This window comes from Streptomyces sp. NPDC023573, assembly GCF_055559735.1.
Genome location: NZ_JBVHKB010000014.1, coordinates 108816 through 134387 on the forward strand (window position 1 = coordinate 108816; position 25572 = coordinate 134387).

General features: G+C 69.4%; 36 protein-coding genes. 13 read left to right on the forward strand and 23 right to left on the reverse strand.

What is annotated here, in order from left to right:
• Positions 1-237 precede the first annotated feature (237 nt).
• Positions 238-795: a hypothetical protein gene (locus tag ACZ32T_RS33025; RefSeq protein ID WP_467370969.1), complete on the reverse strand. Its 558-nt coding sequence runs from the start codon at positions 793-795 to the stop codon at positions 238-240.
• A 505-nt stretch (positions 796-1300) separates the two neighbouring features.
• Positions 1301-2481 (reverse strand): IS3 family transposase gene (locus ACZ32T_RS33030; RefSeq protein WP_467370971.1). Its coding sequence is split into 2 segments (ribosomal slippage): positions 1301-2194 and positions 2197-2481, totalling 1179 coding nucleotides; the frame shifts between segments, so codons are not numbered across the junction.
• Between ACZ32T_RS33030 and ACZ32T_RS33035 the strand changes: the two genes are divergently transcribed.
• The 5 genes from ACZ32T_RS33035 (at position 2474) to ACZ32T_RS33055 (ending at position 5328) form a co-directional block, all read left to right on the forward strand.
• Entirely contained in the window at positions 2474-3706 is a 1233-nt protein-coding gene (locus tag ACZ32T_RS33035; RefSeq protein ID WP_467370973.1) for a hypothetical protein, read from the forward strand. The genes ACZ32T_RS33030 and ACZ32T_RS33035 overlap by 8 nt on opposite strands.
• Positions 3703-4023: a DciA family protein gene (locus ACZ32T_RS33040; RefSeq protein ID WP_467370976.1), complete on the forward strand. Its 321-nt coding sequence runs from the start codon at positions 3703-3705 to the stop codon at positions 4021-4023. The genes ACZ32T_RS33035 and ACZ32T_RS33040 overlap by 4 nt, the downstream gene beginning before the upstream one ends.
• On the forward strand, positions 4020-4475 hold the full coding sequence (locus tag ACZ32T_RS33045; RefSeq protein ID WP_467370978.1) for a hypothetical protein: 456 nt from the start codon (positions 4020-4022) through the stop codon (positions 4473-4475). The genes ACZ32T_RS33040 and ACZ32T_RS33045 overlap by 4 nt, the downstream gene beginning before the upstream one ends.
• On the forward strand, positions 4457-4786 hold the full coding sequence (locus ACZ32T_RS33050) for a hypothetical protein (RefSeq protein ID WP_467370979.1): 330 nt from the start codon (positions 4457-4459) through the stop codon (positions 4784-4786). Before ACZ32T_RS33045 ends, ACZ32T_RS33050 begins: the two co-directional genes overlap by 19 nt.
• A gap of 86 nt (positions 4787-4872) precedes the next feature.
• Positions 4873-5328 carry a hypothetical protein gene (locus ACZ32T_RS33055; RefSeq protein WP_467370981.1) on the forward strand — a complete coding sequence of 152 codons (456 nt, stop codon included), beginning with the start codon at positions 4873-4875 and terminating at the stop codon, positions 5326-5328.
• 48 nt (positions 5329-5376) lie between these two features.
• Here ACZ32T_RS33055 and ACZ32T_RS33060 read toward each other — a convergent pair whose 3' ends face one another.
• From ACZ32T_RS33060 to ACZ32T_RS33070, 3 genes are all read right to left on the reverse strand, one after another.
• Positions 5377-5508, reverse strand: coding sequence for a hypothetical protein (locus tag ACZ32T_RS33060; protein WP_467370982.1), 132 nt, complete (start codon positions 5506-5508; stop codon positions 5377-5379).
• A 112-nt stretch (positions 5509-5620) separates the two neighbouring features.
• Complete coding sequence (locus tag ACZ32T_RS33065; RefSeq protein ID WP_467370984.1) at positions 5621-7474, reverse strand: pentapeptide repeat-containing protein; 1854 nt, start codon at positions 7472-7474, stop codon at positions 5621-5623.
• A gap of 276 nt (positions 7475-7750) precedes the next feature.
• Positions 7751-7963, reverse strand: coding sequence for a hypothetical protein (locus tag ACZ32T_RS33070; RefSeq protein WP_467370987.1), 213 nt, complete (start codon positions 7961-7963; stop codon positions 7751-7753).
• Positions 7964-8150: 187 nt separating this feature from the next.
• Between ACZ32T_RS33070 and ACZ32T_RS33075 the strand changes: the two genes are divergently transcribed.
• A complete protein-coding gene (locus ACZ32T_RS33075; protein ID WP_467370989.1) occupies positions 8151-8360 on the forward strand; it encodes a hypothetical protein in 210 nt (69 codons plus the stop codon).
• 156 nt (positions 8361-8516) lie between these two features.
• Here the strand turns inward: ACZ32T_RS33075 and ACZ32T_RS33080 are convergent, their stop codons facing one another.
• The 3 genes from ACZ32T_RS33080 to ACZ32T_RS33090 form a co-directional block, all read right to left on the reverse strand.
• On the reverse strand, positions 8517-8912 hold the full coding sequence (locus tag ACZ32T_RS33080) for a hypothetical protein (RefSeq protein ID WP_467370991.1): 396 nt from the start codon (positions 8910-8912) through the stop codon (positions 8517-8519).
• On the reverse strand, positions 8909-9262 hold the full coding sequence (locus tag ACZ32T_RS33085) for an HNH endonuclease (RefSeq protein ID WP_467370993.1): 354 nt from the start codon (positions 9260-9262) through the stop codon (positions 8909-8911). The genes ACZ32T_RS33080 and ACZ32T_RS33085 overlap by 4 nt, the downstream gene beginning before the upstream one ends.
• A 568-nt stretch (positions 9263-9830) precedes the next feature.
• Complete coding sequence (locus tag ACZ32T_RS33090; protein ID WP_467370995.1) at positions 9831-11021, reverse strand: DNA methyltransferase; 1191 nt, start codon at positions 11019-11021, stop codon at positions 9831-9833.
• A gap of 614 nt (positions 11022-11635) precedes the next feature.
• Here ACZ32T_RS33090 and ACZ32T_RS33095 point away from each other — a divergent pair.
• Positions 11636-12223: a hypothetical protein gene (locus ACZ32T_RS33095; protein WP_467370999.1), complete on the forward strand. Its 588-nt coding sequence runs from the start codon at positions 11636-11638 to the stop codon at positions 12221-12223.
• Positions 12224-12265: 42 nt separating this feature from the next.
• Here ACZ32T_RS33095 and ACZ32T_RS33100 read toward each other — a convergent pair whose 3' ends face one another.
• From ACZ32T_RS33100 to ACZ32T_RS33110, 3 genes are all read right to left on the reverse strand, one after another.
• Entirely contained in the window at positions 12266-12742 is a 477-nt protein-coding gene (locus ACZ32T_RS33100) for a hypothetical protein (protein ID WP_467371003.1), read from the reverse strand.
• 233 nt (positions 12743-12975) lie between these two features.
• Positions 12976-13299: a hypothetical protein gene (locus ACZ32T_RS33105; RefSeq protein ID WP_467371006.1), complete on the reverse strand. Its 324-nt coding sequence runs from the start codon at positions 13297-13299 to the stop codon at positions 12976-12978.
• Between the two features lie 184 nt (positions 13300-13483).
• Positions 13484-13810 carry a hypothetical protein gene (locus ACZ32T_RS33110; RefSeq protein ID WP_467371010.1) on the reverse strand — a complete coding sequence of 109 codons (327 nt, stop codon included), beginning with the start codon at positions 13808-13810 and terminating at the stop codon, positions 13484-13486.
• Positions 13811-13920: 110 nt separating this feature from the next.
• On the opposite strand from ACZ32T_RS33110, the gene ACZ32T_RS33115 reads away from it, so the two are divergent.
• Positions 13921-14301, forward strand: a complete 381-nt coding sequence (locus tag ACZ32T_RS33115; protein ID WP_467371012.1) for a hypothetical protein — start codon at positions 13921-13923, stop codon at positions 14299-14301.
• Here ACZ32T_RS33115 and ACZ32T_RS33120 read toward each other — a convergent pair.
• Positions 14288-14494 (reverse strand): hypothetical protein, encoded by a 207-nt coding sequence (locus ACZ32T_RS33120; protein ID WP_467371015.1) that lies wholly within the window; start codon positions 14492-14494, stop codon positions 14288-14290. The genes ACZ32T_RS33115 and ACZ32T_RS33120 overlap by 14 nt on opposite strands.
• 99 nt (positions 14495-14593) lie before the next feature.
• The gene (locus tag ACZ32T_RS33125; protein WP_467371018.1) at positions 14594-14917 is read right to left on the reverse strand and encodes a DUF4262 domain-containing protein; all 324 of its coding nucleotides are present in this window, start codon (positions 14915-14917) and stop codon (positions 14594-14596) included.
• 87 nt (positions 14918-15004) lie between these two features.
• Between ACZ32T_RS33125 and ACZ32T_RS33130 the strand changes: the two genes are divergently transcribed.
• Positions 15005-15664, forward strand: a complete 660-nt coding sequence (locus tag ACZ32T_RS33130; protein ID WP_467371022.1) for a DciA family protein — start codon at positions 15005-15007, stop codon at positions 15662-15664.
• Between the two features lie 115 nt (positions 15665-15779).
• Here ACZ32T_RS33130 and ACZ32T_RS33135 read toward each other — a convergent pair whose 3' ends face one another.
• Positions 15780-16040, reverse strand: a complete 261-nt coding sequence (locus tag ACZ32T_RS33135) for a hypothetical protein (RefSeq protein ID WP_467371024.1) — start codon at positions 16038-16040, stop codon at positions 15780-15782.
• Positions 16041-16085: 45 nt separating this feature from the next.
• Here ACZ32T_RS33135 and ACZ32T_RS33140 point away from each other — a divergent pair, with 45 nt between their 5' ends.
• The gene (locus tag ACZ32T_RS33140; protein WP_467371027.1) at positions 16086-16709 is read left to right on the forward strand and encodes a hypothetical protein; all 624 of its coding nucleotides are present in this window, start codon (positions 16086-16088) and stop codon (positions 16707-16709) included.
• Positions 16709-16993 (forward strand): hypothetical protein, encoded by a 285-nt coding sequence (locus ACZ32T_RS33145; RefSeq protein WP_467371029.1) that lies wholly within the window; start codon positions 16709-16711, stop codon positions 16991-16993. The genes ACZ32T_RS33140 and ACZ32T_RS33145 overlap by 1 nt, the downstream gene beginning before the upstream one ends.
• 413 nt (positions 16994-17406) lie before the next feature.
• Here the strand turns inward: ACZ32T_RS33145 and ACZ32T_RS33150 are convergent, their stop codons facing one another.
• A complete protein-coding gene (locus ACZ32T_RS33150) occupies positions 17407-18075 on the reverse strand; it encodes a hypothetical protein (RefSeq protein WP_467371033.1) in 669 nt (222 codons plus the stop codon).
• A 217-nt stretch (positions 18076-18292) separates the two neighbouring features.
• Between ACZ32T_RS33150 and ACZ32T_RS33155 the strand changes: the two genes are divergently transcribed.
• A complete protein-coding gene (locus tag ACZ32T_RS33155; RefSeq protein ID WP_467371036.1) occupies positions 18293-18586 on the forward strand; it encodes a hypothetical protein in 294 nt (97 codons plus the stop codon).
• A gap of 51 nt (positions 18587-18637) precedes the next feature.
• On the opposite strand, the gene ACZ32T_RS33160 is transcribed toward ACZ32T_RS33155, so the two are convergent.
• From ACZ32T_RS33160 to ACZ32T_RS33180, 5 genes are all read right to left on the reverse strand, one after another.
• On the reverse strand, positions 18638-19942 hold the full coding sequence (locus ACZ32T_RS33160) for a serine/threonine-protein kinase (RefSeq protein WP_467371038.1): 1305 nt from the start codon (positions 19940-19942) through the stop codon (positions 18638-18640).
• Positions 19943-20384: 442 nt separating this feature from the next.
• Positions 20385-20510, reverse strand: a complete 126-nt coding sequence (locus ACZ32T_RS33165) for a hypothetical protein (RefSeq protein ID WP_467371041.1) — start codon at positions 20508-20510, stop codon at positions 20385-20387.
• Between the two features lie 203 nt (positions 20511-20713).
• Complete coding sequence (locus tag ACZ32T_RS33170) at positions 20714-22522, reverse strand: hypothetical protein (protein WP_467371044.1); 1809 nt, start codon at positions 22520-22522, stop codon at positions 20714-20716.
• A 171-nt stretch (positions 22523-22693) separates the two neighbouring features.
• Positions 22694-23632, reverse strand: a complete 939-nt coding sequence (locus tag ACZ32T_RS33175; protein WP_467371047.1) for an SLATT domain-containing protein — start codon at positions 23630-23632, stop codon at positions 22694-22696.
• Between the two features lie 4 nt (positions 23633-23636).
• Positions 23637-23774, reverse strand: a complete 138-nt coding sequence (locus ACZ32T_RS33180) for a hypothetical protein (RefSeq protein WP_311637975.1) — start codon at positions 23772-23774, stop codon at positions 23637-23639.
• Between the two features lie 131 nt (positions 23775-23905).
• Between ACZ32T_RS33180 and ACZ32T_RS33185 the strand changes: the two genes are divergently transcribed.
• Positions 23906-24223 carry a hypothetical protein gene (locus ACZ32T_RS33185; RefSeq protein ID WP_467371053.1) on the forward strand — a complete coding sequence of 106 codons (318 nt, stop codon included), beginning with the start codon at positions 23906-23908 and terminating at the stop codon, positions 24221-24223.
• 82 nt (positions 24224-24305) lie between these two features.
• Here ACZ32T_RS33185 and ACZ32T_RS33190 read toward each other — a convergent pair whose 3' ends face one another.
• The 3 genes from ACZ32T_RS33190 to ACZ32T_RS33200 form a co-directional block, all read right to left on the reverse strand.
• Positions 24306-24746: a hypothetical protein gene (locus ACZ32T_RS33190; protein WP_467371055.1), complete on the reverse strand. Its 441-nt coding sequence runs from the start codon at positions 24744-24746 to the stop codon at positions 24306-24308.
• A 265-nt stretch (positions 24747-25011) separates the two neighbouring features.
• Positions 25012-25206, reverse strand: coding sequence for a hypothetical protein (locus ACZ32T_RS33195; RefSeq protein WP_467371057.1), 195 nt, complete (start codon positions 25204-25206; stop codon positions 25012-25014).
• 6 nt (positions 25207-25212) lie between these two features.
• Positions 25213-25539, reverse strand: coding sequence for a hypothetical protein (locus ACZ32T_RS33200; protein ID WP_467371059.1), 327 nt, complete (start codon positions 25537-25539; stop codon positions 25213-25215).
• Positions 25540-25572: the final 33 nt, after the last annotated feature.

A 25572-nucleotide genomic window follows, 5' to 3' on the forward strand; every position in this document is an offset into this window, starting at 1 on the left:
CCGGTTCCCGCTCTATCCCCGCCACCCCAGCCCCCTGGTTCTGCGGCGAGACCCGACAGCCCGCCGTCGCGGATCAGCCTGCCAGACCTGCCCGCCACCGCTGTCCTCTGACAGCGGACTTGGACCGATTGCCACTGAAGCTGGACCAGCCCCTCACCGACGGCTCGCGGTTGCACTGGCCTGCTGCCCTGCCCGAGGACTTTGGCGCAGGGGGCCAGGTCGGAAACGGTGGCAAACCTAGCAATGCTCAATAGTGCGTTCTTTTCCTAGAGTCGATACATCTGATGAGGTCAATGGGGTTTCGGCATTCTTATGCATGAGGCTGCGATAGTCGCGAGGGGCTAATTGCAGGTTGTATGAGGTTCCCTGCACCCACTCCTTACCCTCCCAGTCGCGATAGATTGTTGAGGTCCAACGAAACTTTGTCTTGTCTACTTTAAAGTCGCTGTACAGTGAGTCGATTTGAGCTAGGGCAACTTCCTTCACCTGGCAGGGTGCGATGCTGATCAGGGTGACACCGAACGTCCTCCCATCTCGACCCTTGTCAGAGAGGAAGCTTGTGACGTTTCGGACCGAATGGTGACCGTAATTCGTGAAGACCATGTGACTCTTCCCTGCAATGTAAGCAAGTCGCACGTCAAATAGTGCGGCTTGCTCCTTGTTGTCACGCTCCCGCTTTTCCTCGCTTTGCCGCAGCTGATCGTCTGCCAGGCGGTACTGCATAATCCCCGTAATGCCGGTTAGTAAGAGACCAATGCAGGCCACACCCACGGCGCCAAGTTGGGCATAGTCCACCCATTTTGCTCGGGTCCGAGTCTCGGCCTCTGCGGCCCGCCGACGTGCGGCGATTCTTCCCAGACTCTCGCGTCGTCCGGACATGAAGCCCCCTAATATGCAGATCGAACGCAGTGCCCACCCCTGCGCCCTGTCCCTCATCGGGAGTAGAGGCATCCGGCCGTCACGGCGTCACGAAGGCGGGCAAGGCAAAAGCAGCATAGAGGCCAAGATGCCGCAGGTTCAGGGAGTTGGGCGTAGTCGATCACGGCAAGGTTCGGTCACCAAGGTGTCGCAGTGGCTCCTGGTGCTGATGGTTGACGAACAGATGGCCCAAGCCGGGCTCATGACTGAGCGGTTCGGTCCAACTTCAATGGCAATCGGTCCAGGTTCGTTGTCATCAGACAACCGCCAGAGGGCGACGACATCCGTTGTCGCGAATCCGGGTGTCACGCTGTGAGGTCTGCCAGCCTCACAGCCCGTTTTCCCAGGTGAAGGGACTGCTGCACGCGTAGGTGACAGTGGGTTATGCAGCCGGGGCTGCGGGTGGGGTCATGATGGTCTCGTACTCGACGGGGGTCAATCGGGCCAGGCGTCTCTGCCGCCGGCGGCGGTGGTAGGTGCGCTCGATCCAGGTGACGATCGCGATCCGCAGCTCATGACGGGTGGCCCAGGCACGGCGGTCGAGGACGTTCTTCTGTAGCAGCGCGAAGAAGCTCTCCATGGCCGCGTTGTCGCCGGCGGCGCCGACTCTCCCCATCGATCCGAACATGCTGTGACGTGCGAGAACGGCGACGAATTTCCGTGAGCGAAATTGCGACCCGCGGTCGGAATGCACGATGCATCCTGCGACCTGGCCGCGGCGGGCGACGGCGGATTCCAGGGCTCTGACGGCGAGGCTGGACTTCATCCGGGCATCGATGGAATAGCCCACGATGCGGCCCGAGTAGACGTCCTTGACCGCGCACAGATACAGCTTGCCCTCGCCCGTGGCGTGCTCGGTGATGTCCGTCAGCCACAACCGGTTCGGCCCGGATGCGGTGAAATCGCGGCTCACCCGGTCGTCGTGGACCGGAGGGCCGGCCTTGACGTTCTTGCCCCGGCCCCGCCGCTTTCCGAACGCGCTCCACCAGCGGTTGTCGCGGCCAATCTTCCAAGCGGTCCGCTCGGCCATCGCCTCGCCGGCCGCGCGGGCCTCATCGGCCAGGAAGCGGTGGCCGAACTCCGGGTCGTCGCGGTGAGCATCGAACAGGACGTTCGCCCGGTATGCCTCGGCGCGTTCGGTGTCGGTGACCGGTGAAGCCAGCCACCGGTAGTAGGGCTGGCGGGCCAGCTTGAGCACCCGGCACGTCACCGCCACCGGCACCCGGAACGGGGCAGCGGCGGCGGCCAGCTCGCGGACGAGCGGGTACATCATTTTGACGGCAGGTTCGCCTGCGACAGATACGCCGCGGCCCTGCGCAGGACCTCGTTCTCCTGCTCCAGGAGCCGGATGCGCTTGCGGGCCTCGCGCAGCTCGGCCGACTCACCCGACACCGGCGCGGGCCTGGCGCCCTCGTCGGTGTCGGCGCGGCGCAGCCACTTCGACAGCGTGATCGGGTGGACGCCGAAGTCGGCGGCGATCTGTTCCAGCGTGACGCCGGGCTCGCGGTTGCGTGCGACCCGCACGACGTCCTCGCGGAACTCCTTGGGATACGGCTTGGGCACTGCAACATCCTTCCAGGCCGCCTCTCAGCAAGCCAGGTCAGGTGTCACCCATCCGTGCAGCAGTCCCAACCGTGTCGAGGAGGCCGCGAGGGCAGAGCTGGCCAGTCTGGAGGGCCTGCTGGCGGTGCCGGGCGGTGCGCCGCGGCTGCTGGCTGACCGGCTCACCGACCGCCTGGAAGAGACCGGCGGCGAGGCCCTGATCAACAAGCCGTTCGGGTGGCTGATCGGGCGGGGCCTGGCGCGGCGGCCGTCGTGCTCGGACCAGCGCTGCGACGACGGCACCCGCCTGGACACCGGCGGCGAGTGCGAGAACTGCGGCAACGTGGTGCACATCCGCCGGGCCCGGCGGGCGAAGACCGCAGCGCAGATCGAGCGGGAGCTGCCCCACCTGGGCGACGACGAGCGCCGGCGCGTCCTCGAGGAACGGCTGCGTGAGCACGCGGCCATCGAGGCGGAGGACCAGGTGCGGCGTCGCGAGCAGGCCCGTGCGGAGAAGTCCCGGCGCGAGGAGGCCCGGACGGCTGGTCAGGAGCGGGCGGAGCGCGAGCGCGCGGCTGCGGCTGCGGCTGCCGCTGAGACGGTCCGTCAGACGCTGGCGTGCGAGGACTGCGGGCAGCAGCAGGCCGGTGGGCTGTGCGAGGCGTGCGGCTACCAGCGTCGGACCGAGGCCCTGATCGTGGAGGCCGGAATAGTCTCGGCCACCTGGTCGGCCGACCTTGCCGACCAGGCCGACGTCGCCGCCGTCACCGCCGATGTGCGCGCGGCGCTGGAGCGCGAGGTTGCAGCCGTTCACGCCCGCTACCTGGGCGCCATGGACCTCGCCGTGCATGACGAGGACCCCGCCGGCGTGGCTTCCGTCCTCGCCTACGGTGCGCTTCAGACGGTTCAGGAGGCTCTGCCGGAGTTCCGCCACAGCGCCCTGAACCGGCTGGGCCGGACCGAAGAAGCTGATGCGGAAGCCCGGCGGGCCTACAAGACCGAGCAGGGGCGGCGCTGGTTCCGGCACAACCCGAACGGTGCGGACGCCGTCGCCGCTGCGACGAAGGCCGCCGACACCGCCCGGGAGCGCGCTGCCGAGTACCTGCTCGCGACCCGGCTGAAGCAGCTGCACGAGCAGGCCACCGCCCGTGCCGAGCAGCCCGCCGCCGCGCCGTGGACGGACCGGCTGCCCGAGCTCGCCGCCCGCCAGCTGGACGCCGACACGTCCGGGGCGGTGATCGCATGACCACCGAGCCGGAGCTGAGCGGCGTCGACCTCGCGCGCCAAGCCCTGCTCGCGGCCCGGGAGGCGGCGAAGAAGAACGGCGCCACCAGCAAGCAGTCCCCCAGCGAGCAGGCGTTCGGCGGGAAGGGCACCGACGCCCGGCAGCAGTACAGCACCCGCATCGGTCTGCCCGTGTTCGAGACCGAACCGATCAACATGATCTTCGGCCGGGGCGCGTACGGGCGGGGCTGGCGTCTGGACTGGCTCGACCTGCCCGGCAAGGTCATGGTCTCGTCAAGGCGTACGAGAAGCCCCGTGAGGGTCGCTGTTTCTACGTGACGGACCACAACATAGTCGTCGTCTCCACGAAGCACGCCCGGTACGAGGACACCGTGCCCGCCGAGCCCGTCCGGCCGCACCCGGAGCCGGAGGACGATCCCGAGCCGCCGCCCCCTCCGCCAGGCGGTGGGGGCGGCCGGCCGCTCCTACGCGCGGTGCCCACCTTCCCCGACGGGTCCCGTATCCCCGAGAACCGACTGCCGCTGTGGCAGGCCCTGGAGAAGGCCGGACCGGAGGGCCTAACGAAGCCGGAAGCGGTCCGACGCGGCATCTGCAACCACCACACGTCCATCGGCCCGTGGCTGTCCCAGTGGGTTGGCCAGGGGTGGGTGCAGGAGTCCGACAAGCGCGACCGCGCCGTCGTCTACGTCGTCACCGCGGCCGCACATACGCCCGCTCCCGAAGTCCGCACCACCAGCGAGGAGAGCTCCACATGCCCCGCCAGCCTGTGATCCCCACGGATGTCTATCCGTACGAGCAGATGGCGCCCCATCTGCCGGCCGAGCAGTACCACGGTGCGCCCGCGTGCCAGTGCGGCCATGGGCACGGTCCGGCGACCGTGCAGAACATCACCGTGAAGCAGTCGGACCCGTGGGTTCGCTACATGGCTATGGGCTTCGCCGCCGCGGGCATCGGCTTCATGATCTTCGCCAGCATCGTGGCCACCCTGATCGCCGCGGGCGCGTGCGCGCTGTGCGTCGCGGTGGCCACCAGAGCGCTGGGTGCGCTGCTCAGCAGCCGTGAGGAGGGCAAGAAGTCGTAGTCAGGGGCGTTGCCGGGAAGGGCCCTAGCCAGTCGGCTGGGCCCTTGTCGTGTTCGTGTGGGTGGACCATGCAATGATCCCGCGTTATGGGGAGACACGTGTGGGGGAAGTGGGCCGGTGTGCTGGCCCTAGTAAGCGTGGCGGTCGTAAGCGGCTGCAGTTCGGATAGTTCGGCCGATGCGAAGCCGGCGGCGGCCGCCGTGAAGGCAAAGGCGCCGAACCTGGCAGATGCAACGACCGCGTTCCAGGACGCGGTGACGAAGTTCGACTTGGACGGCGGGTGCCTCGAGCAGGAGCCCGGGACGTGCTGGGAGCAGATGCAGGCAGTTATGGGGCCGGCCCGCACTCTGCGGAAGGCGATGAACGCCGAGAAGTCCGTGGGGGCGGAGTTCTGGACCGAGGCGTATGCACTGACCAACACGATGGAAAAGGGCATCGCGGTCGGTGAGGATCAGGGAACAGCTGCCGGCACCAACCGGCCCGATGTCCTCGGCTCCGCCCATGACTTGTCGGACTGGCTCGACGAACACCCGGTGAAGTAGACGGAAGGGCCCCGGTGCGCACTGGGGCCCTTCGTGGTGTCGCAGGTATCAGACGAGCTCGACGAGCTCCGTGCGCGTCATGACAGCCTGGGTGTCCAGACCCTCCGGGAGAGCGCTCTGGATGCCGTCCAGGGCGCCCTGAAGCACCGTCTCGCGCTCTGCTGGGTCGAGGTCGATCATGGCGGACTGAACGTCGCTGACGTAGACCCGGACCTTCTCCGGGTCACCGCCCTCGCGGAAGGAGGGCGATCTCGAGCTCGGTGGGCGTCTGCATGGTGGTGTCCTTCCTCTGTCAGCGCTTGATGCGGCTGCGCATGGCGAGGATGGCCAGCGCAAGCAGGACGGGCTCGGTGAAGCGGCTGACCATCTCGGTGTAGGTGCCCCAAGTGGTGAGGTCCTGGCCGCTGGAACGGAACACCACGGATTTCAGGACCACTTGCAGGGCCTTGTCGAAGCGCTCCTGGGTGAACCGGTCGCCGACGGGCAGCGTGAGTTGTGGGTCCTGCTTGTCCACGGCCAGTGTCACCCGCCCGCCTCCGGTCGGCACGGTGCCGGTGGCGATTTGCTTCGGTGAGGAGTCAGGCAACCCGAGGCCCATGATGAGCACCACGGTGGCCGCCATGGCCGCCAGCAGGCAGCCCAGGGCACGGGAAGCACGTAGGCCGTAGCCGGAGACCAGCCAGTATCCCCACAGCAGGCCGCGCTCGCCGGGCGGGGTGCCGGTGCGGTCGTGGCGGCGCATCTCCATCTCGCCGTAGTAGAAGTCCGCCGCACCGGGCTCGTTCTTGCCGTCCTCGAAGGCCTTGCGCAGTTGCCGGTAGAGCGGGGCCACGTCGTCCGGATCAGGGGTGAGATCGAGGTCGGGATGGTACGGCCCGGTACGCCAGTCACGCGGTGGGGGCACCTGGCCGAAGGCCGGGGCGGGTTGTCCAGCGGTCTGCGCGCGCCAGTGGTGTTCCTCGGCCAATGTGCGTCGGCGGGTCCACCGGCAGGGCCATATGGAGCGGTGGCGGTGCAGGCCGGTGGGGGTGGGGGCGAAGGTGCAGCGGCCTTCCAGGCGGAGCTGGTCGAGGTGGAAGGCACCGGAGAACAGGCAGTCGCTCAGGTCGGTGTCGGTTAGGACCAGGTGCGCCGCGTCCACCCCGCGCACCGAGACCACTCGCACCGCGCTGCCGGGCCCGGCCAGCAGGCCCTCGTCCAGTCTCAAACTAATGGCAGTGAAAGGGACAGGGTGGGAGGTGACCGCCACGGGGAAAGACAGCACCGCGTGAGTGAAGTCTGCGTTGGCGTAGCGCAGGCGCAGGGTCGCCGTCGACTCCCACCGAGTCCTCTGACAGCGCACCTCATCCGCCGCGATCTCCAGTGTCACCGGAACATCGAACACAGCTCCGGACAAATCTACCGTCTTCGCACACACTACTGGGCCAAACTGTGCCAGCCCCGCAAAGCGCGCTTGCCGAAATCGGGCATCGCCCGAGAACCGCGCTCCGTCGAACCAGGCGTCGCCGGAGAAATGCACCCGGTCGAAATGGGCGCCCTTAGGGAACTGCGAGTTGTGGAACCAGGCGGCGTCGGAGAACTGCGCCAGGTCGAACCGGGCGCCGCCGGAGAAGAGCGTTTCGTGGAACCAGGCGGCGTCGGAGAACTGTGCCCCCTCGAATCGGGCCTCGCCCGAGAACTGTGCCCCGCCGTAAACTGCCTTGGCGGAGAACTGCGCCCCGCCGAACTGGGCTTTCCCGGAGAACTTTGCCACTGTGAACCAGGCATGGTCGGAGAACTGCGCCTCTTCGAACCTGGCGTCGCCGGAGAACCGCGCCTGACTGAACCTGGCGTCGCCGGAGAACTGTGCCCCTCCGAAACTGGCGGTACCGAAGTGGGGTGCCCCGGTGGCGGGGTCGTGGAGGGGTGTGAGAAGGGTCTGAAGGAGATGCTCGGTGAAGGGGGTTCCTCGATGATCGACGTTTGAACCGGGGGCCAGGGTGGCGAGGTAAGCGTCACGGTCGGTGTCCGTCAGATGCGCCAGGCATACAGTGCGGCCGGGAACGTGAATGCCGGGGCAGCCGACGGGATCGGTGGCAGGGTCGGCGCCGTACCCGCAGTACGGCCAGGAGGGCGCGGAAAGTGCGGGCACCGGGGGCGTTCTCATGGCCTTGACCTTCGGGTCGTGACGGGCTGGGAGGGGTCTGCCGGGGCGTACTGCGGCAAACGGGGAGTGTGCGCCCTGGTTCAGGGCTTGCCGTGGCGGAAGGGGCTGTACGCCGCGTGCGATCTTGCTCGGTCTCCCCGCGGCGTCGGCGTTCGGCCTGGTAGGCGGTCCAGGCGAAGTCTCCCTGCCGGGTGGAGTGCCAGGATGATGCGATGCGGTCGCAGAACTCGACGTAGCTCAGGGCGGGTTCGGCCAGTCGGTGGCGCCGTTCGGCGCTCACGGAGTTGCGTAGTCGTGCTGAATCCGGTCGGCCACGGTGATGACCGCCTGCTCGAGAGCATCACGGAAGGGGTCTGCGGCGGCGTCCAGGACCGCCACTCGGATGAACTCGTCGACACTCTGTCCCGCGGCTGCCGCAGCTCGCTGCACCCTGTCCTGCTCGGCGGCCGTCAGAAGCCCTGTCAGGGTCTGAGAGGGGGCGAGATCCATGCGGGGACCGTACCAGCGTCCCGGGGGTCGTCTGGCGGCTTCACCGCATGCCAGCACAGCGGCCTGTAGGAACGGCATGATGGGGCATCGTGGCAGAAGAGCAGCCGGAAAGCCGGCACCCGAAGATCCGTATCCATCGGTACGAGCAAGCCATTGCGGTGAAGTGGCCGGGGGAAGACCGTGGCTCATGGCGTGGGGAGACGGTGGAGCCAGCGCCGAGTGGCGCGAGAACCGGAACGACTCCATGCGTCTGGACACGCTCATGCCTGACGACGAGTGGATGGACCCCATCGTCGAGCACCGCAAGGATGTGACGCCGTGGACGGACGCGATCCGGAAGGACGTTGTGTCGATTCAGCGGCTTCTGGGCAGTCTGGAGGACCATCCCTGGGGCTGAGTCCTACCGGGCCCGGCGCGGGCTCTACCGCTCGCGCAACTCGTACGGGCTGATCTCCTCGTACCGATCGTCGGACTCATCCCGGCCGAAGCTGTCTTCCCAGCGCTCCGGCCAGTTCGCCGGACCACCGACCCGGAATCGGTGTGACCCACGGGCTCACTGGGCGCCGCCCTGCTTCCTCGCCTGGCGCTCGGCCTTCCGCCGCTGGAAGTCCGCCCACTCGTCGTGTGGGGCGATCGCGCAGACCATCAGCGACACCTTCCCGACGATGACCTGCAGTCCGCTCCGCTTCGCCTTGGCCTCCGGCCCGTACCGGGTGAAGCCGACCGCGAAGGCGGGCGGGTAGTTCCTGCGGCTCACGAGGAACACGCCGGCGGTGAACCGGCCGACGTCGACGAAGTGCGGCCGCCGAACCGACACGAGCAGGAGCACCTCGAAGTACACCGCGGCTTCGGTCGGCCCGAACAGGTGCCAGGCCGCATCCGTTCCTAGCAGCCGCAGGGCCCAGTCCCAGGCCCGTTCCGCCCGGGACGGGCCGGTCTGCCGCTTCATCGCGCACCCGCCCCGGCCATCCTGCGCACACCGTCGGGGGTGAGCACGAAGAAGCTGCCGTCCGGGTATCGCACCTCGACCTCGCCCGGCAGGTTCGGCCGGCGCACCTTCCACCCGGCATCGTACGACTCCCTCGGGTTGTCCTCGAACCACGAATTGCAGATGGTGCACGCCAGCAGCAGGTTGTGAGCCTGGTTGATCCACGGCTCACGCGCCCCGCCCATGCCCCGGTTCACCCGGTGGTGGATCGTCAGGTCCTCCCCGGTAGCGCAGCGCACGCAGGCGCCGCCGTCCCGGTCGAACACGATGGCGCGCACCACATCGGTGGGGCCGGTCCGTCGTCGTGCCACAGCACTGGTCTCCTCGTCTGCCCCGGGCGCCGGGCCGCTGAGTCGCGGACCTGATCGGGCGCGCCCGGGGCAAGACCGGGACAGTGAGTGACGGCCAGGCCTTACGTCTCCTGGAGCTCTCCGCCCACCCGTGCCGCCGTCGGGCCAGCATCGCTTTTCGGCCGAAGTGGCCGGTGTGATTCACGCGGAGGCGTGGTTGCAGGGGTGTAGTTGCGCGGACCTGCGCCGTTCACCGAAAAGGGTTCCGAAGCCGTCTCGAAAATGGGTTTCGCTCCGCACTGGAAACAGGACTCGCCTCACACTAAAAAGCGTTCTGACCTGCACTGATGTCCAAATCTCGGCCTTTCCGCGCTCCTGGCGCGCCCTGCATTCTGCTGCCCATAGCGCGAAAGCCGCGCCGGATACCGAATCTCAGGGAGAGCCCGTGGAAATCATCGTTGCTGCCGCCATCACGGCGACCGGAAGCGTGGTCGTCGCCTGGATCAACCGAAGGACCCAGGCGAAGCACGATTCACGGGGCGGGAGCGGCCCAACGAAGTGATGACCAGGGCCCGCCCGGAGCCCTTCATCATCGGGAGCCCCTGCGGTCATCGCGGCGCAGCCGCAGTCTGCACAGCTCGGCGTACTCGGCCTTCTCCTCGACGCCGACGGCCGGGAAGCCCTCGAGACGCGCGGCCTCCAAGGTGGTGCCCGACCCGGCGAACGGGTCCAGGACCAGGCCGCCGGCCGGGGTGAGGAGCCGGACCAGCCACCGCATCAGCGCGACCGGCTTCACGGTGGGATGCACGGTCCCGTCGACCAGCCGCGGGCGTTCCTTCGTCGGGGCCTTGGCCTGGTAGCGGAACGCCGGGTAGAAGCGGGACGCACCGCCGGAGTCCGCACCCCGAACCGGCTTGCACGCGGCCTGCCCCTTGAAGTCGCCGTAGACGTCACGGAACTTGTCGGCGCTGCGGCGCCGCGGGTTCGCCCCGGAGGTGAGCAGCCCGGACTGGCGGTCCAGCTCGGCGACCGGGCACTCCGGCGCGCAGCCGTCCGTGCAGCCGTCGACGATCCACCCGTTCTCGACGACGGCCGCCGCGTGCGACAGCACGACGTTCGTCGGCCACCGCCCTTCCGGATCGTGCGGCGGAGTTCTAAACGCCGCGGTGTTCATCGCCCCCGTGCCGTGCGCCAGGAGGTTGGAGGCGACCGTGTCCTCGAGCGGCTTCCGGGCCAGGACGATCGGCTCGTGGGCGGGCTTGAGCGCCGTGTTCCACCCGTCCCAGCGGGCGGCCTCCGCGGTCGCCGGGGCGGTGACGTCGAACGTGTCGGACTGGAGCTGCGGAAACACCCCGGACCCGCCCCGGGCCCGCCGCGCCTTCCCGATGACCTCCCGGTTCTCCCATGCCTCCCCGGGGGCGTTCTTCCGCCCGTTGAGCTCGTGCACCAGGTCGTCCAGGCCGGCCGGGGTCTCGAATCCCATCTCGGCCTTCAACTGCTGCCACTGCTCCACGGTGGGCACCGCCGCGGTCTTGCGCTGTGTCGTCCAGTGCTGCGCCATGCCGTTGTAGCCGAACAGGGCGTCGATCCGCGGGTTCGTCCACCCGGCGGCGTCGCGGAGCTCGGCGAACAGGGTGGTGAACCGGCGGCGGGCGGGGCGGTCGTCGCGGCGTCTGTCGATGAGCTTCCCGACGTCCTGGCCCTTGGGGAACCCGGTGCCGTACATCCAGTGCAGTGAGTCGCGGATCTCGAATCCGGCGTCCTCCACGGCCACGGCCATGCGTGATAGGTGCGGGTCGCGCCGAACGCCGCGAGGTACCCGCCCGGCTTGAGGACGCGCAGGCACTCCGCCCAGAGCTCGACGCTGTACGCGAACCGGAGGCGTCCCACGCCTTCCCGAGGAACCCCAGCTCGTACGGAGGGTCGGTCACCACCGCGGCGACCGACGCGTCGGGGAGGGTGCGCAGGAACTCGAGGGCTTCGGCGCAGTGGACGACCGGCTCAGGGCCTGTCAGCGCCTCCACGGGTATCAGGGCTTCCTGCCCGGCCGGGGCCAGGTCTGTTGCCGCCACGAGTACGTCCGTCCTGCCCTCGCGCGTCGGGCCGCCCAGGGTGGCGGCCGCGGGGGACGGCGGGAGCGAGCCGGGACCATGCGGTACCGGGGAGCCTTACGTCGCGCACTCCGGGACCGCGGTCAGGTGCTCGAGCTCGTCGAGGCGGACGAGCCAGTCGGGGACGCCCGATGTCCCGGCTGCAGAGGCCGGAGTCGACGAGGTTCCGGGCCCGGCCGGCAAGAGCGGCGATCTGCGTGCGGGGCGGTACGGCAGTAGGGAGCATGGGCGGGACCGTAAGAACAGCCCCTGCTTGCGTCACGGCCTGGCAAACTTCGCGTTCATGGAGTCCGAAGTCATTGCGGCGCTCATAGCCACACCGACGGTCGTCATCACCGCCACTGCGGCGTGGGCGGCTGGCCGCGCACAAGGCCGTGGGGCGTACCACGGGCCGGTGGACGCTGTTCGCCGGACAGCCCAACGTGAGGCGTACGCCGACCTACACCGCAAGGCGCGCGCCTTCGCTGAGGCCTGGGAAGTGGCTGATACGGCAATGACCAGCCTGCGCGTCGTCGTCCGCAGACCAGAGTCGACGCTGGATGCCGGTCGGCGGGCTGCACTGGACGCCAGCCAGCAAGCTGCACTGAACGCCATGTATGACGCCCAGAAGGCCCTCGAGCCCGCCTACGAAATGGTGCTGTTGGAGGGGCCGGAACCCCTGGCGAAAGTTGCTGTGCGCCTCTGGAAGGCCGCCAACCGCCTTGGCGGCTCCCGCACGAACGTCGAAGGATCGCGGACACCACCGTTGTTCAACTGGAGAGAGCAAAACGTGACGGCCGCGAGGCAACAGGCAATCGTGGACTTCAGCGAAGCGGAAGACGAACTTCTGCGGGAGGCCCGCCGGTACCTGAACGGGGGGCCAGCGAGGTGACGTGATGCGATGCTGCGGCTATCGCCGCGTCACCTCGCCGCGTCACGTCGCGCGCAGCTCGGAGAGGGCTCGCTCGAGGGCGTCGAGCATCGCCACGATGTCGTCGACCTTCACGTAGCTGATCGAGAACGTCACGGTGTCGTCCGGGCGCACCTCGAACTCGTACTCCGTGTACGTCGACTCGTCGTCGTACGTGTAGTGACCGGGCTCGGCGGCGGCGAACCCGCCGGGCCCCTCGTCGAACCAGTCGGCCCCCCAGGACTCCGTCATCGCGGCGCCGACGGCCGCCTTGGGGACGTTCTCGAACTCGATCGTGGCGCGCCCGTGGTCGTCGAGGCAGACCTTCCCCCGTCCTTCGCCGGGCGTCACCCAGCGCAGGGTCGGCCCGTAGCAACGGCATCGGGGGTCGGCGGTATCAAGGGCCGGGAACGCCGCGGTGAAGGCACCTTGGGCTGTCTGTTCGTGGAGCTTCCACGCCCCGTACCAGCTGTCGAGTGCCTGAGTGACGTGTGGCTGCATGCGCTCTCCCACTGCCCGGGTCGAGGGACCGCTGGGAAGCGGCCGCGGGGCTCGACCTGGGCGAGGGCGCACCATGCCGACCGGGAAGCCTTTACGTCCTGGCGAACATGCAGGTCAGGGGCTGAGACGTCGATCACTGCCACGGGAGCAGCGGGCAGCCACCGGTGCCGGATACGGCTGCGCCCCGGCCGAAAGGGGGCTCCGGCCGGGGCGCGTATCGGTGGGGTCGGGCGTCAGCCGCTGGTACCTCCGGCCCAGAGACCGCCGGTGTTGCCCGCGCTGGCCCCGGCGGTGTTCCCTGCCGTGGAGCCCTCGGTCGTGCCGGAGGACGTTTCGCCGTCGTCGCCGGTGCCGCCGTCGGTGGTTCCGCCGTCGTCGCCAGTGCCGCCGTTGGTCGAAGGCGGCTGAGTCGGCTCAGGGGTCGGGTCGGCCGAGGCGGACGACGAGGGGACAGGGTTCGGCTTCCCGCCGGCCGGATCGTCGCCGAGGAGCAAGCCGAGACTGAGCCCGCAGTTCAGTATCGAGAAGACCGCGGCGACGGCGAGCAGGGGCGTCATGAGCCGGGCGCAGCGGGGGCGAGGCCGCAGCCGGCCTTGCCCGGGGTCGTGCACAGAGCCTTGCAGGCGGCGGGCGAAGTGGTGGTGTCAGACACGGGAGAGCCTTCCGTACGAGTGTGGGACCGGCGGACCATGCCCGACCCGGGCGCCTTGTGTCGCGCGCTCCCGGCCGGGCCGAGCAGGGTCACTTCCTGATGGAGATGCGCGGCGGCGCAGCCGGGGCCTTCGGCGCGACCGGGGCCTTCGCGGCGGGGGCGTTCTGCTTCGGCTTCTGGACGCTGCTCCGGGAATCGTTGGTACCCGGGACCGTCTTGCTGCCGGAGCTGCCGTACGGCAGGCACGTCACCGGGTCCACGGTCCCCGCGACCGCCGGGGCGCAACGCCCGGAGCTGTGACCGCCCTCGTCGTCGTCGACGGCGACCAGGACCAGCAGGGCGAACACGATGCAGAAGACGACGAAGCAGCCGAGCAGGCGGGATTCGCGGTCGCGGTGCATCAGGTTGATCTTCACAGCGTGGCCTTCCGAGGGAGAGATGAGGCCGCGGATCGTGGAGGCGCCAACGGCTTTGTGTCGCGGGCACCCGGACGGGCGCCCGGGGCGGGCCGCCTACCCTCGGGAGGATGAGCACGATTCCCGAACCCGATCAGGCCCGCCCGTGGCGGCCGGAGGATGGGCCCTGGCCGGAGGTGTGGGTCTGGCCGCGGGGCGACCGTCCGGCGCTGCAGGTGTGGTCCGCCGGACGGTGGAGGCACGCGACGGTCGTGGCCCGGCAGAACTGGACGGACGGCACGGTCCGCTATCAGGTCGAGGTGGAACTGCACGGCACCACGGAGATCACGACGTGCACGTACGAGTGGCCGCAGCCCGGCTTGCGGGCGGCGCGCCGAAGCGGCTCACAGCCGGTCAGGAAGGCCGACGAGGCGGGGCAAGGGAAACTACCCCGGGCGCAGCCCCGCCGGCCGGAGACGGGGCCGCAGGGGGACTCGGCTACAGGTACTTGACGACCAGCACGGCACCGAACCAGCCGCCGTACAGCGTGTCGTCGGTGAGCAGCACGCGGACAGTGCGGCCGTCGACCTTGCCCTGGACGACGGAACCCGCCGGGGCGGAGCTGCGGAAGCGGATCACGCGGGCAGGGTCGAACAGCACGCTGGGGTTGCTCACCACGTACGTGCGGACGGTCAGCTGAGTCATGGGGTGTTGCCTCTCCACCACGGGCGGCGCCTGGGTGGACCGCCCTACACCCCTTTGCTGCCTGTGGACATGATCCGACAGGGACCGGACCCGAACTCATCAGAGAAACGGCTGCGGCGGCAGGTCGAGGTGCCCGTCCTTGCCGGGGAAGAGCCCCCACGCGTCAGGCCACAGGACCTGCCACACGGGCGGCTGTACGCCCAGCGTGGTGCGGATGACCGTCAGGGCGCTGGGATCGTCCACGGGGCGCAGACGGACGGTGAAGCCGATCAGGACCTCTTCGAGGGGCATCCCGTCGGCCGGGTCCACGTCGTCGACGACGAGCTGCTCCGCCGCGTTGTTCAGCACGGCGCACGCCAGGTCGGCCGGGAGCCCAGTGCACGCGAGCTCGTAGGCGCGGCCGGCCCGGACGCCGAGCCCCACCGTGAGAAGCCGAAGCGGCGCACCACCACCGTCGTACGGCGCGACGGACGCGAGCCACTCGGACTGGGCAGCGCAATCAACCGGATGATGACAGAGCGCGGTATGGCCGCCCCGGCCGCCGGCGGAAGCATCCTCGCCGACTTCGACGCCATCCTCGCGGCGGTCGTACCCAAGCTCTCCGGCCGTGTTCGAGCTGTGGGGTTCGATGTGGCCATCGGCCGCCTGGACGTCGTCCCCGACGCCCCGGCCTGTGGCACGCAGCTGCGCTGGAGCGCGCCGAAGCTGGTCGCGGAGGCCAACGAGCGGGTGTCCGGTGCGAACGTCCGCGCCCTGCACGTCCTCGCGCCCGCAGCCGTGAAGGCCGGCCTCGCCACGACGGCCGCCGAAGCGGCCCCGCAGCCGACCGCGCCCGTCGCCCCGGTGCAGCGGCGGACTCCGCCAAAGGGCTACCGTGAGGCCCTCACCGCCCACCGCGCCACCTGGAACACCACACAGCAGCACACCAACCCCGAGGTCCAGGCGGCGGCCGAACGGCAGCTCCGCGAACGGCTCCGGGAACCCGAGGAGCACTTCGCCAACGGCCGCCAGGCCCTCGAGGAACTCCGCGCCAAAGCCGCCCAGCAGCGGGCACGCCCCAGCGATGCGTCCCGGGCACGGGCCCTTCAACGCCTCGCCGCCGAACGCGCCGGGCTGACCACCATCACCCCGGCGGCGGCCGCGCCCGGTCGGCTGGACCGTACGGCGTGAATCCTGCGTGCTGCGGGCAGAGCGATACCTTGTTGCTGAGCGGCCGGCCCCGGGCGGAGCGTCGCCCCAGGATCATGGTCCTGGTCGTGGCCACCGACGGTTCGCGGTGTGGGGATCACTTCCCGGCGGCGGGCGAGCCCTTCGCCGCTGCGGACTGCGCGCGGGCAGGAAAACCGGTCTGCGCGGTCCGACTGCCAGGGTTCTTCGCGCCGGAGGACTGCACACGCGAGGCCGCCTGCGGCGTCATGGATATCCGCCGACCACCGGTGCCTTTGCCGCTGTTCTTTCCCATGCCGATCGCCTCCTCTTCCAGGATGCGCAGGGCCTGCCCCGGCCGCCACCGGGTCTTTCCGGGGACTTGCTCGTTGACCAGCACGGACGGCGCTGTGAACAGGGTGCTGATGAGAGCAGGGAGTGGGAGATGACGGTAGCGGTCGCCCCGGAGGTCCGGGCCGCGCAGCGGCGGATCGTCGGCACGATCAACGCGTCCGGGAGGCTGAACGCGGATGGGCTGGCGATGTGGCGGGAGATCAACTGTGGCGAGTGGAAAGCCACCGCCGCCGACCTCAGCAGCGATCTGGACCTGCTCCAGGTCCCGCACACCGTCGTGACCGCCTTCCGCTTCCCGCTCGCCACTTCCTACAGCAAGGCCATGCGCGAGGGCGAGGAAGTCCGCGTCCTGCGCGAGAACCTGGGCCACCTGGTGCCGTGGATGCCGTCGCTGGAGCAGGTGATCGCCGACGTCCCCGACGACGCCCCGCACTGGGATTTCACGGTGTTCCAGCCCCGGGCCGACGGCATGGCCATCGCCATCCTGCGGCTGTCGGCAGAGTGGCCCGCCTGGTCGAAGAAGCAGGCCCGCGCCGCCCGGCTGGTCTGCGCGGAGTGCGACTACGATCTGCGCGACAAGGCCGAGGACCGTGCGCCGTTCGACGTCCGGCTGCCCGAGCAGCCGGGGCGCCGGCGGCTGGTGTGCGGGAAGTGCTGCAACGACGGCGTGGACGAGATGGAGCGCCTGGCAGCGCTCGCCGGGAAGCCTTCGTGATGACCGTGGGGCTGGGCTCGGACCGGCTGCTGGTTGCGGAGCTGGTGGGGCTGCTGGGCGACGCCGAGCATTACAGCGGCCCCAGCTCCACGTCCGACAGTCGGCTGGACTATCTGGAGCGCCGGGCCGCGCTGCTGCACCGGCTCGTCGACGCCGTTGGTGACGAGTCCTCCCGCTACCTGGCCCAGGACGCCGAGGACCGCGCCGAGGACCTACGCGCCAGGGCCGAGGCCATGGCCCGGGAGTGCGGCGACCCGCCGCCCGCACCGCGCCGGCCGCGGTGAACGCTCAGGCGGCGAGGAAGATCTGAAGCAGCCCGGCCCCGCCACAATGGCCGTCGAACCGGACCCGTAGCCGGCCGCCCGCCACACCGGTGCAGCGGCGGCTTCCGCCGGACGGCTACCGTCGCGCCCTCGAAGCGCACCGCGAGGCCGCAGTGCCGTCCAGGGGGCCCGGGCATCGTTCAGGCAGGGGAGCGGCAGAACCGGGCGATGCGCGAGCTCGGCCGCCGCGCGTTCCCCAAGCCGCCTTCTGCCCCGGATCATGCGCCGGCCCTGATTGACCAGGTCCGCGTTCAGCGTCGCCGCCAGTCGCGGCGATCGAGGCTGCCGCGCTGCGCCGGGCCCGTGCCAAGGAGGCCGGTCGGGAAGTGGCTGTGGCGCAGCGCCTGGAGCGGACGGGATGACGGTCGAGCGTGTCAGGGGCGGCGGGCAAGGACATCGTCGATACGCGAGGCGTCAGCGACCCAGGCCGCAGCGGCGGGCGCTATGAAGCCGAGCACGGTCTGGATGTCGTCCCGGCGGGCTTCGAGCGGCAGGTGCCAGATGCCCTCGTGGTGGGCGATGCGGTTGCGGAACTTGTGTAGTCGCTTGACCGGGTCTTCTACCGTGGTCAGGGCACGGTTGGGGGCGTGGGGGAAGGCGCCCGCGAGGTCGGGCCAGAGGTTGGTCTTGTACTGGCGGGCCAGCAGGAAGCGCCAGAATCCGAAGGACAGCTCCGCGATGACCTTTCCGCGCGGGACGGCCCCGCCGCCCCGCCCCGCACGCTCTTGGGCCTGGGTGATGTCGTTGCGGGCCTTGCCGCTGAGGGGGAGCTGCCTGTCGACGTACCACTCGGTGGTGCGTCCCCGGCGCTGCTGGCGGGCCACGAGCCGGGCGTCCAGCGCATTGCGCAGCATGATCTCCAAATGTCCCAGCGGCTCGAAGAACGCAGCGGCGAGATCACTGTTCCACCGGTACAGCGCGAGCGCGGCGCCGGCATCACCGGCGCACACGCCCAGGTAGGGGTTCAGCCTGTCGGGGGTGATCAGCTCGATGACGGCCTTGTCGTCAGGCGGCTCGATGAGGGTGGGTGGCGTGCTGTGCATGGTGGGGTCATCGTAGGTACACTAGGCAACGAAGACCCTGGAATCGTCCCTGGTAGCCCTCTAACGAGGGCAGGCCATACCCCCAGGGTTCAGACTTTGAGGGCTCCACCAGCTGGTGGGGCCCTCAGTTTTTGTCTCTGTGACTCTCGGGCGTCAACCCGGCGATGGGGCGCCGCCCGTTTCGGTGATCTCTAGCCCGATTACCACCGCGGCGGCCATGGCCGTCACCAGACTCGACATCGTGCCTGACCCGAACCTTCCCGATCTCGCCTCCGAGGACTCCCGTCCCGGGGAAGGCCGGACGACAGCCGGCACCGGCCGTGTCCGCTTCCCGCTCGTACGGTGGGTGTTCGCCCCGCGCACGACGTGGCAGGCGCGGCGCCTGGCCGCCGATTTCGGAGAAGGGATCGACGCGAGGACCGCGTGGTCGATGGCGCGCCTCGCCCGCCACCCGGACGAGCGCGGTTACGCCATGGCCTACCTGGACGACGAACGGCGCGCTGCGGGCTGAGGGGCATCCAGGCGTTCGCCCCCGGGCGGGTGACCGCCCAGGGGCAGCTACTCAGGAGGGCGAGGTGCCGTCGTGGGGCCTCTGCTGATCGTTGCCCTCGTCGTCGTCAGTTGCCGGAGGGCCGGCAACCTGCTCCTCGGTGCTGCTGGGGGCGCCGTCGGCGGAGGCGTCATCGCTGGTGGGGGAGGAGCGGTCGTCCAGGGTGATGGTGACCGGCTGACCGTCTGCGGCCAGGCCGGCCAGGCGGTCCTGGATCCTCTTGTACAGGGTGGCGGCCAGCTCCTGGTCGCCGTCGCCGTCCCGGGCGGTGTGCCTGACGGCGTGCAGGCTGATCAGCAGGGCGATCAGGGAGCGCCCGGACACGGCGGCCCGGACCCGCTCGTCACCTTCGGCGGTGACCTGCGGCGGCACCCGGAAGTGCTGATGGCGTCCGGCCTGAGCGGTGATGAACTCCCAGACGTCGCGGTGGCACAGCAGATCGACGGAGGAGACCCTGGCGGCCTGCTGGAGCAGTTCACTGTGCTCCTTGCTCACCTCGCCGGCTGCGGGCTCATGGCCGTCCGACTGGGACCGCAGCTGCTCCAGCCCGGCGCGCAGACCGACGGCCTCTTCCCGGAGGGCGGCGAGCTCGAGGAGAGCCTCACGCCGGGCCTCCTGCAGCTGCTCGCGCACTTCCTGGACCGCTTCGCGCAGCTGGTCCCGTACCGCGGAGGCATCCTCGGTTCCGCGGTCCTTGCTCTCTGCCAGGAGAGCACCGATCGGGGCGAGTTCTGCGGCGAGGGCGTCGCGGACGGCCTGCTGGATGAGGTCGAAGGGCAGTACAGCGTCGCCCGGCAGTTCGCTGTCGGTACCGCCGCGCTGCGCCGGAACCGCGGGCCGGTCGGATTCCGGCGGGAGCTCATCGTGCTGCGTGGTGGTGGCCACCGGGGCCGCTTCCGGGGCGGTGCCGTAGAACGTGGAGAGCCCCGGGGCCGGCACGTCGCGGGCGGCGGGCCCGTAGGAGGGCGCGTGCGCTTCCGAGGCGACCGGCGCCGGAGCGGGCGGGGTCATATTGTCGACCGCCGCCCGCACATCGCGCATCTCAGCCCGCAGCTCGGTGACCGCTCGGCTGACCTCCGAGTTCAGCATGTCCCCGCCGGCGGACAGCCGGTCCCTCGCCTCGCGGAGGTTGGTGCGCATCCGGCCGAGTTCATCGACCACGGACTGGGCCGTCTCCCGCTGCGCTGCCTGCCCACTCGCCTGCAGCTTCTCCACGCCCTTGTCGAGCGCGTCCCGCAGCTCGTTGCCCGTGTTCGTGACAGCGGTGTGCAGCATCACCAGCGTTGTGGCGAAGTCCGGGTTGTTGTCCCGAGCCATCGGCCCCCCTCTGAATCGCAGTATGTAATCACACGTGTTCGCTGCGTATGCTGCCCGAGTGGCTCCTGCTCTGCGCGGGAATCGCATCAACTCGGTCCAGAACGACGCCTTCTGGCCAACACAGAGATCCGTTCCGGCCGTGATGCCGCCGGTCTCTGGGTAGCGTCCGGTGCGTGAGCCCACACCGAGCTTCCCCCCGATGAGCCGGTGCCCGGCTGGACGACCAGCAGGGCGGCCCAGGCCCGGCTGGAGCAGACCCGGGGTCATGGCCGCCAACGCGGCTGCGGCCGTGCCGTTGCGCGCTCCCTTCGGACCCTGCCGCCCGGCGCCGCACCCGGTCCGGCTGGCGCTGCCGGCAGGCCCGTTCACCTGGCCGCGCCCAACGGCCCGGCGAAGACCAGGGAGACGACGTGCGAGGCTACCGGCGTGCCCTCGAGGCGCATCAAGCCAGCCGGAAGGCGACGGTGGTCGCCCTGCGATCCAGGGTGCGTTCGAGCGCCAGATCCGGGAGCTGGCTCGCGAGCTGGAGGAACCGTTCGAAGGCTGCCAGGCGGTGGCTGAACTCCAAGCCAAGACCACGGGTCAGCAGCTGACGCTCCAGCGATGCCGCCCGTGCCTAGGCCCTGCAGAAGCTGGCAGCCAAGCAAGCGGGAGTGAGGACCACAGGACAGCGCGCGGTGGAGCCGAAGCCCCTGCCTCGGACCGTGTGAATCCATGCGCGGCCGAGGCAGGGCTGGTGGGACAGGGACAGTCCCGGCAGGGGGTTCGGCTCTAGCGAGACCAGGTGCTGAACACCTGCTGGACGTCAGCGTCGATTACGTCGCGGAGCTCGTCCCGATTCTCCGGCGCTTCCAGGTTCTGGGCTGCTGCGATCTCCCGGTAGTGCTCCCTGATCTGGGGATCGGTCGCGACGACCAGTGAGGCCAGCAGCGCGTGGTCGGGCGGAGTCGCCTCGTCCACGAGGATCAGAACGTGTATGCGGTCGGCGATGCTCATGTGGGGAAGGGCTGAGCCAAGCTGCTGCTCCAGCTGCTTCCACGTCGTCGTCCTCTGTTCCCGAGCAGCCTTCTTCAATGCTCCCCGAACAGCTTGAGCAGCCGAAGCCACAGCCTTGCTCGGAGGCTTGCGGGCCTCGTGCAGCTCAGGAACGGGCGCCTGCTTCTCGGCTTGCTTCAGCCAGTTCTGTACGTCCCGGCGGTCTCGGGTGGAAAGCCAGTCGCCAGCGGCTTCGGCCACCGGTATGAGCTCGGTAAGGAGCTCCCGCCTTTCCTGCGCGGGCAGGCCCTTGGCCCGCAGACGGCCGATCAGGCTTCTGGCCTTCGTATGGGCGAGGCGCCGTGTCCGGCGCTGCTCCTGTTCCCGGCTGTCTACCGTCTGCGGTGCGAAGGGTGTCACTACTGGCGTTGGAGCCGGCCGGACCGGCGGCCGGGCAAGGAGTTTCCATGCTGCTGCCACCGTTTTTTCGTCGTGACCGGTCAGCGGTTCTACATGGGTGACCAGCTTCTTCGCCTGATCGAGCAGAGTTCGCGCGTGCCACCCTTTTCCGTCAGCCACGGCCTGCTCCAGGCGGGTGAACAGGGCCCTGTGCTCATGGTCTCGGGCCTCCAGCCAGAGACGGGCGTTCTCGGCTGCCGTCTCCAGGTGACGGAGTGCCGGGCCCTCGCACCGGCTCATCTCCTGGTCGGCTTCCTTGCACAATTCCCGTACACGGGGAACGTCCTTGCGGCGGACCGCAGCAGTGATGTTGTGGACCAGGTCGCCGATCTGTACCCCCGCGGGGTGCGTGCCCGTGTCCGGTGGAGCCGTGGGCTGGGCCAATGGTGCGGCAGCTGGGGCAGGGGCCGGCGCAGGTTTGCGGCTCTCGGTGTTCCAGATGCGCTCGACCACCGGAGTCTTGAGCCGGCCGTCCTCGGTGATCTCACAGTCTTCGAGAGCGATGTCCCATTCGGTGCTCTCGCCGAAGACCTCGGTTCCCAGGACCAAGATGCGCCGATGGCCGTCGGTCGTGAACTTCACACGGTTGACGTACCGCCTCTGTTCCAGCAGATCGGCAGGGATCCGCACACCAGGCCCGAGGATGGGCTCGCCGGCGTCAGGAGCGTCCCAGTCGGGCGGCACCTGAGCATTCATGTGGAAGCGCAGTTTGCGGTCGTTGAGATAGACGTCCACGAGAGACCCGATCGGAACGTCGTCCCGATCGATGAAGTGGTAGCGCGGGGTATGGCCCTGATCGCGTAGCCAGCCCAGGGTGGCGGTCTTCACATACAGGTGGTCCGCGCTGCTGAGGCCGCGGTCCCGGTATCCGCACTGCGGCCGCAGCCCGCCCTGGCCCGGTAGATGCGCGAAATGACAGACCCGGAGCCGAGTGCCGAACCGCCTGGTCGTCAGCTTCCCACCGCATCCTCCCAACAGCTCACCGCACCAGAACGACTTGTCGGGGTGTTCAAGGAGGAACGCGTCCAGTTCGTCTGGATCCGTGGGGCAGATCAAAGGCTCATCCGATTCTGGGCCCCCTTGTACTGCCGTCTGAATCTTCCGGATGTCAAAGTCCATCGCCAGCCCTTTCGCCAGCTGCCCCACGCAGCCGCTCCTGCTCCAGGTCACCTGACGAGACGAATGCCCTGGGGCGGAAACGGCAGCCCAATCTTTCAAGCGTAAAGAGACCCTCTGACATCGGGTGCTGAACGGGGAGACACCGTCGGGCTGAGCCCGTCATCAGACTCGTAGCGGACGGGGCAATGCGAGCTTGCGTCAGGCGGCGGGCGGCTGGCTGGTGGGCGTGGCCTGGTCGGCGGGCTGGTCCAGCTGCTGTTGGCGGCGGCGCTGTTCGTTGCGGTGGTCCTCGACGCGCTGGGTGAACTTCTTCAGCGCCTCGTCCTCCCGGCCGGGCCCGTACTCGCTGTAGTGGCCGATGCCGAGCCGGACGGCGTTCACTTCCTCCTCGATGGCGTCGGCGGTCTGCTGGAGGAAGAAGCTGCGCTCTCGGAACTTGTAGTAGCCGGTGAACATCGCGGCCACCGTGATGGCGAAGCTGATGGCGGTCAGGGTGACGCTCTGCCAGGTCAGCTCCTTGCCGGTGTCCAGGGCCGCGATCGTGGTCGTGGACGCTGAGCCGATCATGATGAGGGTCTGCAGGCCGTTGTGGATGCGCCGGTACTTACGGCTGTCGGCCTGGTACTGCTCGACCCCGGCTGTGACTTCCTCGCGGTAGAGCTTGCGTCGGTCGTCCACGTCCGGGTTGTTCTTGGCCTTCTGCTGCCACAGTGACTCCTGCTGTGAGGCGAGGTGCGCCTCGAGGCGCTGGCGGCTGGAGACGTTCCGCCCGGCGAAGTAGACGCCGGCCAGCGTCAGCAGGGACATGAGGAGTAGGCCGCCGCAGATCAGGTGACCCACGACGAACCGCGCCGGGTCGCCTGTGGTTCCCCAGGCGATGCCCGTGCCGATGACGGCGGCGAGTAAGGACAGCCAGCTGATGGCCGCCCCTGCGCGCCAGATGCGGTCCAGGAGCCGGCGCCGGGCGAGCTGCTCCTGGGCGTCGATGACGAGGTTGGTGGTCACCACGTAGATCCGTTCAGCTTCGTCCTGCTGGCGGGCGCGAATCCGTTCGGCTTCGTCCCGCTTGCGGGCGTTGATCAGGTCGTCCGCGTCCTGGATGCGGCGGGGCGCGTCGTCGTTGAAGTCGCGGGCCACGGGGTCAGCGGGCGAATGCTTCGGTCAGGCTGATGCGGTAGCCGTCCTCTTCCATCAGCACGACGGTGACGCCGAACGGGTCGGGGTGGTCCAGCTCGATCGGGGTGAAGGAGAAGTTCACCGCGGCCTGGATCGGCGGCACCAGTTCGCCGCCGGGCTGCGGCGCGGGGGCCGGCCTCCAGTCGGGGGCGACCGCCCTCGGGACTGCGGGACAGGAGCTGCTCGCTGTAGGGGAACTGGTGCAGGACGTGCCCGGCCGGGGTGGCGAGCACCATGTTCAGGCACGGCGCCGGGCCGACGATGGGCAGATCGCAGGCGGTGGCGACGTCGTGGGTCTCCCAGGCGAGGACGACCTCGTCCGCGCCGGCCGCCGCGGCGATGTTCGCGAGCTCCGCGATCCCGGCGAGCGCGTCCTGGCCGACCTTGAGCGGACGGACCCAGATCAGCCCGACCAGCTCGCCGCGCACCAGCGGCATCATCAGCGGGCTTGGCACGGCCCCCTCGCCCAGCGAGGCGGTGTACGTCTCCTTCGCGACGCCGACCAGTCCGTTCCACATCCGTGCTTCCACGGGGCCCCCTGCCGTCCGGTGATCCGATCACCGCACCCTGCCACGGGAATTGAGTCCGTGTCAGCGAGATGATCAGCCAGCGTGCGGCGGGGGAGAAGCCGGATTCAGGCGGTGGCCGCCTGCCGGGTGCCGGGGTGGCTGTGCTGCTCCTCCCATTCCTGGATCACCGTGCGCAGCATGGCGGCGATCTCGGGGTTGGTCCCCCTGCGGGCGGCGAGGGAGCGCAGGTACGGCTCCGCTCCCTGGAGCAGGCCGGAGCGGGGGTGGAGCGTCACCAGGGCCCGGTGGGTGCCGCGGTTCAGGTGATGGCACCAGGCGTCGATGTCAATTTGCCCCTCGGGTGCGGCGACGTGCCCGTCGACGAAGCCTCCCTCGGTCCGTGTGCAGCAGTTCCAGCCGTAGTCGCTGATGCACCGTTCACAGGCGAGGGTGCCGTGCATGTTCGGGTGGCGGCGCTGCCACTCGCCATCGAGGGCGATGACGTCCCCGGCGAGCGGGATGTTCTTGCGGCACAGGCAGCACCTGATGCGGAACGCGACGGGCACGGCGGATCTCCACTCATCCTTGTGGGCCGGACGGACGTGTTCAACCTGGCAGCCGGACCTGGTTCTGCAGCATCGCCATGCCTGCCGAGCGGGTTCGTCACGCGAAAGAGGCGTGCAACACGAGGGTGCAACATCGGGTTGCAACGCAGGCGTGTTGCGGCTCTGACCTGCACACCCCGCAGCAAATACCTATCGGCCCCCGCAGGAGACTTCGGCCCCTGCCCGGATCCGGGCAGGGGCCGAAGCGCGCTATCGGGTGCTCGCGTCAGTCCTGCCGCGGCCACGCATTCAGTACGTGTCGCTCGTCGGTTTCATCGGTAAGGATGATGTGGGCGCCGTCGGTGCTGCTTCGCTCGTTGATCCAGGACGCGAACTTCCGGTCGGCCGTCGCCACGTCAGGCCACCAGCCGCGTGCGATGATCCGAGCCCCGATCGTCAGGGTCAGGCAGTAGCGATCCACGACTGCCTATGCCCCCGTCGCGACGATGTTCACGGTGGCACCTGCTTCATGGGCCGCCTCCCGCAGCACAGCCAGCGTGTCAGCCAGCGGTGCACTGGGACCGCCGCGCGGGGCGGTGGCGATGAGGCAGGGCATGCACGTGTCCATCCAGCGGCGGCCATGGCCCGGGGCGTCGACGACACCGGCCACCGTCGCTGTCTGGCCGCAGCGCACACACGGATAGCGGCCTTCGAGCCGCTCGATGCCGGCGCTCCCGCACGGAGTCCACGGCGGGGCAGGATCCAATGCCGACGGATCGACGGCGAGGGATCGCAGCAGGTCAGCGCCGGTCATGTGGCCCCTCCTCACCGGTTCCCGAAAGGTACG